This window comes from Asanoa iriomotensis (genome assembly GCF_016862515.1).
Lineage (GTDB): Bacteria > Actinomycetota > Actinomycetes > Mycobacteriales > Micromonosporaceae > Asanoa > Asanoa iriomotensis.
In genome coordinates, this window is sequence record NZ_BONC01000141.1 from 1 (window position 1) to 7,008 (window position 7,008).

Sequence of the window (7,008 nt, forward strand, 5' to 3'; positions counted from 1 at the left end):
CGGCGGGCTCAGCTATGTCGGCCAGGCAGAGGATCCCTTCTTCCTGGACCTGCGGGTGTTCGACCTGATCTACGGCGGCAACCTGTCCGAGCGCGGGCAGGACACCCTGGCGGGCTACAACGTGCAGTCGGTCGCGCTGCAGGTGCCCAAGTCGGCGCTGGCGCTCAACGGCGACGCGACCAGGAACCCGGTGATCGGGATCTGGAGCGCCACGTCCAAGGACTCCATGAACGTCGTGGACCCCAAGGCCGGCGACCACCAGGTGCAGGTGTCCCGGCTGGGCAACCCGCTGGTCAACGAGCTGGTGCCGGCGGCGAACCAGAAGGACGCGTTCAACGCCAGCACCCCGGCCGACGACGCGAAGAACCCGAAGCTGGTCGCGCGGGTGACCAACCCGGAGCTGCCCCAGGTGATCCAGGCGATCTACGGCATCCCGGCACCGGCGACGCCGCGCAACGACCTGGTCGAGATCTACCTGACGGGCATCGCGAAGAAGGCTCCGACGCTCGACGGGTCGACGCCTCCGATCCAGGCGGACCTCAACTCGCAGATCCTCAACGGGGACGTCGACCCCAGCAAGTTCGTGCCGGCCGAGGAGCTGCGGCTGAACATGAGCGTGCCGGTGACCGCGAACCCCAACCGGCTGGGCGTGCTGGCCGGTGACAACCAGGGGTTCCCGAACGGCCGGCGCCTGACCGACGACGTCGTGGACATCTCGTTGCAGGCGTTCGAGGGTGCGGCGCAGACCGGGCAACTGGTGCCGGCGCTGGCCGCGGGCGACAAGGTCAACGTCAACAACGTGCCGTTCGGCAACACGTTCCCGTACCTCGCGCTGCCCAGCAACGTGGCGGTCAACCAGATCGACGCCGGCGGCATGCCCAACGGCGGCGTTCCCGGTGGCGCCGGCGGCACCGCCGGCGGCGACTGGACACGGGTCGGCGCCGGCTTCGGCGCGGCCGCGTTCCTCGTCGCGGGCTTCGTGCTCGCACGTCGCCGCAACACGTGGATCACCGGCGGTCCGGGCACCGGCCTGCGCTGACCACGAGGGTGCGGCGCGGCCGACGGGTCGCGCCGCACCCACACGTCTCATTCATCTGCCACGGGCGAGAGCAAGGGGAAGACGATGGCCGGTCGATCGACGTGGTGGTGGCGCAGCGCGGCGGGCGGCCTCGCTGATCGCCGCGGCGCCCTGCTGGCGGCCGGTGCGACAGCGGTCGCGGCCCTGGTCACCACGGCGGTCGCCGTCACCGCGACGTGGGCCCTGACCGCCACAACAAAAGACGCGCCGCAGGCGCCGCCGGGGGGCGAACACAGTGCCGTGAGCGCCACGTCCGCCGCCCAACCGGCGCGGCTGCGCATCCCCACGATCGAGGTCGACAGCGTGCTGGTCGACGTGGTCCGCGAACCCGACGGCACCCTCGAAGTACCGTCCGACTACGAGGTCGCCGGCTGGTACGCGGGCGGCCCGAGCCCCGGCGAGGTCGGTGGACCCCCGGCCGTCATCGCAGGGCATGTCGACTCGTCCACCGGGCCGGCGGTGTTCTACCGCCTCCACGAGCTCAAAAAAGGCAGCACGATCGCGGTCACCGGCATCGACGGCGTCGTCCACACGTTCGCGGTCTACCGGATGGCGGACTACTCCAAGACGGCGTTCCCCGCGGCCGAGGTCTACGCACCCACCGACCGTGCCGAGCTGCGCCTGATCACCTGCTCCGGCGACTTCGACCGCAACCAACGCAGCTACACCGACAACCTCGTCGTATACGCCACCCTCGACGGAGGTGCCCGGTGAGGGCCCGGCACTGGGTGCCGGCGGTGGTCGTCCTGGCCGGCGTGGTGCTCGCCGTCGGCACCGTCTTCGTGCGCGGCGGCGGCGAACCCGAGCCGGCCGGGCCGGTGTCGGGGCCCGTCGACGCGCACGCCGGCGGCGCGACGCTGGCGGCCTCGATCGACGCGGCACAGCGGCGGCTCAAGGCGGTGCCCAAGGACTGGTCGACGTGGGCCGCGCTCGGCTCGGCGTACGTGCAGCAGGCCCGGGTGACCGGCAACCCGGCGTTCTATCCCAAGGCCGAGGGCGCGCTGCGGCGGTCGTTGGAGCTGGAGTCGGCGACGAACTGGCAGGCCCTGGTCGGGATGGGTGCGCTGGCCAACGCGCGTCACGATTTCCCTGCCGCCCTGGACTGGGGCCGTAAGGCGGAGAAGCTCAACGCCTTGGCGGGCAGCGCACAGGGCGTGATCGTCGACGCGCTGACCCAGCTCGGGTCCTACCAGGAAGCGCGCGACGCCGTGCAGCGGATGCTCGACGTCGAGCCCGGCATCTCCGCGTTCGCCCGCGCCTCGTACGACCTTGAGCTGCGCGGCGACGTGCCGCGCGCGAAGTACGCGCTGCAGCGGGCCCTAGACGACGCGGCCGCGCCGGCCGACGTCGCCTTCTGCCGCTACTACCTCGGCGAGCTGGCGTTCAACGCCGGTGACCCGGCCGGCGCGCTCACCGAGTACGACCGGGCGATCGCGGCCGACGCGAGCTACCAGCTCGCCTACGCCGGCCGGGGCAAGGCCGCGTTCGCGCTCGGGCGCACCGAGCCCGCCCTGGCCGACTACGCCCGCGTCACCCAGGCGCTGCCGCTGCCCGAGCTGTTGGCCGAGTACGGCGACGTCCTCGCCGCGGCCGGCCGGCCGGACCAGGCCCGCCAGCAGTACGACCTGCTCGCCGCCGCGCAGGCCCTGTTCGCCGCGAACGGGGTCGTCGACAAGCTGACCGCCGCCCGGTTCGCCGCCGACCACGACCAGCCCGTCGACGCGCTGACCGACGCCCGGGCCGAGTTCGCGGCGCGGCCGAACGCCCTCGCAGCGGACACCCTGGCCTGGGCGCTGCACCGCAACGGCCGCGACGAAGAGGCGCTGCCCCACGCCGACGCCGCCGTCAACCTCGGGTGGCGCAACGCCGCCCTCTACTACCACCGGGGAGCGATCCTCGCCGCGCTCGGCGACCGCGAGAAGGCACGGGCGGACCTGACGACGGCGATGGCGATCAACCCGCACTTCGATCCGCTGCAAGCCCCAGCGGCCCGGACGCTGCTGGACACCCTGGGCGGCCCGGCGTGAGGCGTCTGCTGGCGGTCCTGGCCGTCGCCGCCGCGGCGCTGCTGCTGACACCAGCGCCGGCCGGCGCCCACCCCCTGGGCAACTTCACCGTCAACCATTTCCACGCTCTCCGGCTGCTGCCCGACCGGATCGAGGACGCCGCCGTCATCGACGAGGCCGAGATCCCGACGCTGCAGCAGCGCGGCGAGGTCGACCGCTCCGGCGACGGCGTCGCCGACGCCCGCGAGCTCGCCGACCACGCGCGGCGAACCTGCGCGGCCCTGGCCGGCGACCTCCGCCTCGAGGTCGACGGCCACCCGCTGGCCTGGCAGGTGGACGGCAGCACCTTCGAGTACCGGCCCGGCGCGGCCAACCTGCCGACCGCCCGCACCGAGTGCCGCCTGAGCGCCGCCGCGGACCTGCACGGCGCCGCGACCGTCCGGTTCACCGACGCACACCGCACCGACCGGATCGGCTGGCACGAGATCACCGCGACCGGTGCCGGGGTCGGGCTGCAGGACCCGCCGGTCCCCGCCACCAGCGTCTCCGACGCGCTGCGCTCGTACCCGGACGACCTGCTCGCCTCGCCCCTGGACCAACGGGCGGTGACCCTGCGGACCACCGCGGACGGCACCGCGCACGGCGCCGCCGCCGCGGCGGCCGTCGCCGAGGCCGGCCCGGTCACCCGCGCGCTCGCCGGCCTGAGCAACCGCCTCAACACGCTGACCGGCGCCGACCACCTCACCCCGCTGGCCGGCCTGCTCGCGATCGCCCTCGCGCTGGTCCTCGGTGCCGGACACGCCCTGCTGCCCGGACACGGAAAGACCGTCATCGCCGCCTACATCGCGGGCCGGCGGGGCTCCTACCGGGACGCGTTCACCGTCGGCGCGACCGTCACGGCCACGCACACCGGCGGCGTGCTCGTCCTCGGCCTCCTGCTCACCGTCGCCACGTCGGTCGCCGGTGAGGCCGTGCTCGGCTGGCTCGGCCTCCTCAGCGGACTCGTCATCGCCGCGGTCGGCGCGGCGCTGCTGCGATCCGCGATGAACCGACCGGCCGCCGCGGCCGTGGCGCCGGTCCTCGCAACGGTGGGCGCACACGGCCACGACCACGCCGGCCATCACCAGAACCACCACGAGCACGGGTCCCATGACCATCATCGGCCGATGGGGCGGCGCGGACTCGTCGGCCTCGGTGTGGCCGGGGGACTGGTGCCCAGCCCCTCCGCACTCATCGTGCTGCTCAGCGCGATCGCCCTCGGCCGCACCTGGTTCGGTGTGCTCCTCGTCGTGGCCTACGGCGTGGGCATGGCCGCCGTCCTCACCGCGACGGGCCTCCTCCTGGTCCACGTCCACGACCGACTCGCCCACCGCATCGACACCATCTCCGGCCGGGCGGCCACCCTCACCCCCCGAATCACCGCGGTCCTCGTCCTCCTGGTCGGACTAGTCCTGGTCATCCGCGCGGCCCCACCGCTCATGTAATCGATGGTCTGTCGCGGGAAGGGCTGCGCCCCTCGGACGTTGCCGCCAGCAGCGTCGCGTTGACGGTGGCGACAGCGGCGGCGTTGATGCGGTTCGCGGAAGGGGTGATCCCGCAAGCCACGAGCGTGGCATGGGCCGCTTACCACGCCGAAGCCCGCGAGCGCGGCTACCGGGCTGGTGGGCGAGATGACGGGTGAACTGCGGGCGGCGATGCCGGACCCGGGCGGGGTCGGTGTCCTGCTCAACGAGGGACAGACGTTGCTGCGGGACCTTGGTGCGCTGCTCCACCGACCTGATCGACCAGTGCGTCAGCCGTTGACTGGCGGCCGGCGCGTACGGGGCGAAGTTGACCGGCTCGGGGCACGGCGGGTGTCTGTTTGCGCTCGCGCCGCTGGACGCGGGGTCGTTGGGTTCAGCCGGTCGCGGGAACACGGCCGGGCTCCTGCTGCTCCAGGAGGCCCTCCCGACCTCATGCGAGCGGCCGCGAGTACGTGCCCGCTCACGAGTGAGCGACGGCCTGAGTCTTCGCACTAAGGGGTTGTTATCCCACGCGGTTGGCGGCCTGTGGATACACGAACACCGCCCCCTGGAGTTGTTCGCTATCTGAAGACCCCTTGAAATGCCTTGCGGTTATCCTGTCGATCTTGCGTTCCTAGATGGAACATCCCGTGTGGCTGGTCGTTCGGTCCGCTGGGGTTCGTGCCAGAGCGGTGCTTAAGTGCGCAAGCAGGTTCACGGGCCTGAGGATCTTGTACGGCTGGTTGGCATCGGGCGGCTCCGGCGATCGGGCAGACCCCCAATCAGGTACCCACGCCGGTGAGTTGAGCCCCGGTGTCCGGCACATCGGATGCGATGTTTCGGCAGGGTGGTGTCGCGTGTGTGCGCTGTGAGCGCGACACGCCATCCTGCCCGCAGCGTCGTATCCCGCGGTGTCGGCACCCCTGCTCCTCGCGGCCATATCGAACCGTGCCCCACGCCACCCAGCCCGCTTGGTGGTGTGGCGATGGCTCGCGGCCTTGAACCCTGCCGCCCGGTACGCCGGGCCGGCTCGCCCTTTGACAACTCCACAGGGAACCACCATCGCAGCGCACGCCAGTACGCGGCGGTTCGGCCGATACCGCGCGGCTCGGCCGGCCTGCCGCGCGCTGCCCCTTGTCCGCAACGAGGGGCACCCCTTGTGTTCGCTCGCCGCGATCAACACGGCGAGCCGTCCTCAGCCCAGTTGGCCGAAGGGGTTTCTGTCATGTACGCGAGTCCAACTCTGTTCCCACACCGGCCGCTCTCACGTGGCGGCGGTGTGGCTGTCCGTCCGAGGGTCCGTGTGGGTGGCGGTGTCGGTGTCCGTCTTGATCCGGACCCCCACATGGACCCCCACCAACGCCTAACAGCGCTGGTCAACGCACCCAACACCGACCGCGACCGTGTCCAGAAAGAGTCTCCCTCTAGGGACTCTCCCCGGGGGGATATCTACCTAAGAAAGGTGCGCCTATGACGAGACGCGACGACGCCCGCCTGCTGCGGGCACAAGCGGCACTGACCAACCGGGACCTACGCCTGCTCGGTTGGCTCTACGGCCACGGCCTGCTGACCACCGATCAGATCACCACAGCCCTATTCCCGTCCCGCAACTACGGCCAGCGGCGGCTGCTGAAACTGACAAGGCTCGGCGTCCTGACCCGCTTCCGCCCACAACGAGCCGCCGGCGGCACGTTCCCCTACCACTACCTGCTCGACCAGCTCGGGATCGAGGTCACGGCCGCACAACGCGGCGACCCGCTCCCTAGACGCAACGAAGCACGACAGCGGCTGCACCGGCTGACCTCCCGGGCGAACCTGCCACACCTGCTGGGCACCGGCGGATTCTTCACCGCCCTAGCCGCCCACGAACGCCTCTACCCCGGCACCAGCCTGGACCGCTGGTGGCCAGCATCGGCATTCCAACACTCCGGGGTGTACTTCACCGAAGGCGCCAACCCCAACGTCGCGATCCGAGGCGGCATGCCCCGCCCGGACGGGCACGGCGTCTGGACCGAACACGACCGGTCGGTGCCGTTCTTCCTCGAGTACGACCGCGGCACCGAGAGCCTGACCGTCCTGGCCCGCAAAGTCGCCGGCTACGAACACCTCGCCGACCTCGTGCCCTGGCGCTGGCCGGTCCTGATCCGCCTACCAACCAGCCGCCGGGAGATGAACCTCCACAACCTCCTGGCCGGACTCACGCTCAAGGCCGTCATCGCGACAATGGCGGCCGATCACCTCAACATGCGGGGTCTCGGCCCGGCAGAGGCCGTCTGGTGGCTCCACAGCCGCGCCGGCGACCGGCTCCGCCTCTCCGAGCTCCCATGCGACGGCGAGGCCGACATCCTCCAGTGACCCGATACGTTCGCTGACAACGCCTGGTCACTTTCGGAACAGTCACCCAACAGTTAGGTCGACGTGC

The 7,008-nt window shown here is 71.7% G+C and carries 6 protein-coding genes; all 6 read left to right on the top strand.

Annotated elements, in window-relative coordinates; genetic code table 11:
* A partial coding sequence (locus tag Air01nite_RS40125) for a DUF4331 domain-containing protein (RefSeq protein ID WP_203708678.1) occupies positions 1 to 1,039 on the top strand: 1,039 nt, incomplete at its 5' end.
* Between the two features lie 84 nt (positions 1,040 to 1,123).
* Complete coding sequence (locus Air01nite_RS40130) at positions 1,124 to 1,792, top strand: class F sortase (protein ID WP_203708680.1); 669 nt, start codon at positions 1,124 to 1,126, stop codon at positions 1,790 to 1,792.
* The gene (locus Air01nite_RS40135; RefSeq protein ID WP_203708683.1) at positions 1,789 to 3,105 is read left to right on the top strand and encodes a tetratricopeptide repeat protein; all 1,317 of its coding nucleotides are present in this window, start codon (positions 1,789 to 1,791) and stop codon (positions 3,103 to 3,105) included. The genes Air01nite_RS40130 and Air01nite_RS40135 overlap by 4 nt, the downstream gene beginning before the upstream one ends.
* Positions 3,102 to 4,568 carry a hypothetical protein gene (locus tag Air01nite_RS40140; protein WP_203708684.1) on the top strand — a complete coding sequence of 489 codons (1,467 nt, stop codon included), beginning with the start codon at positions 3,102 to 3,104 and terminating at the stop codon, positions 4,566 to 4,568. The genes Air01nite_RS40135 and Air01nite_RS40140 overlap by 4 nt, the downstream gene beginning before the upstream one ends.
* Positions 4,569 to 4,887: 319 nt before the next feature.
* Entirely contained in the window at positions 4,888 to 5,175 is a 288-nt protein-coding gene (locus tag Air01nite_RS42030; protein WP_373310577.1) for a hypothetical protein, read from the top strand.
* A gap of 881 nt (positions 5,176 to 6,056) precedes the next feature.
* Positions 6,057 to 6,941, top strand: a complete 885-nt coding sequence (locus tag Air01nite_RS40150) for a replication-relaxation family protein (protein WP_203708687.1) — start codon at positions 6,057 to 6,059, stop codon at positions 6,939 to 6,941.
* Positions 6,942 to 7,008 lie beyond the last annotated feature (67 nt).

Bases quoted from the DNA above. Each gene is read 5' to 3' on its own strand.
- Air01nite_RS40130 (WP_203708680.1), top strand. From the start codon at position 1,124: ATGGCCGGTCGATCGACGTGGTGGTGGCGCAGCGCGGCGGGCGGCCTC.
- Air01nite_RS40150 (WP_203708687.1), top strand. From the start codon at position 6,057: ATGACGAGACGCGACGACGCCCGCCTGCTGCGGGCACAAGCGGCACTG.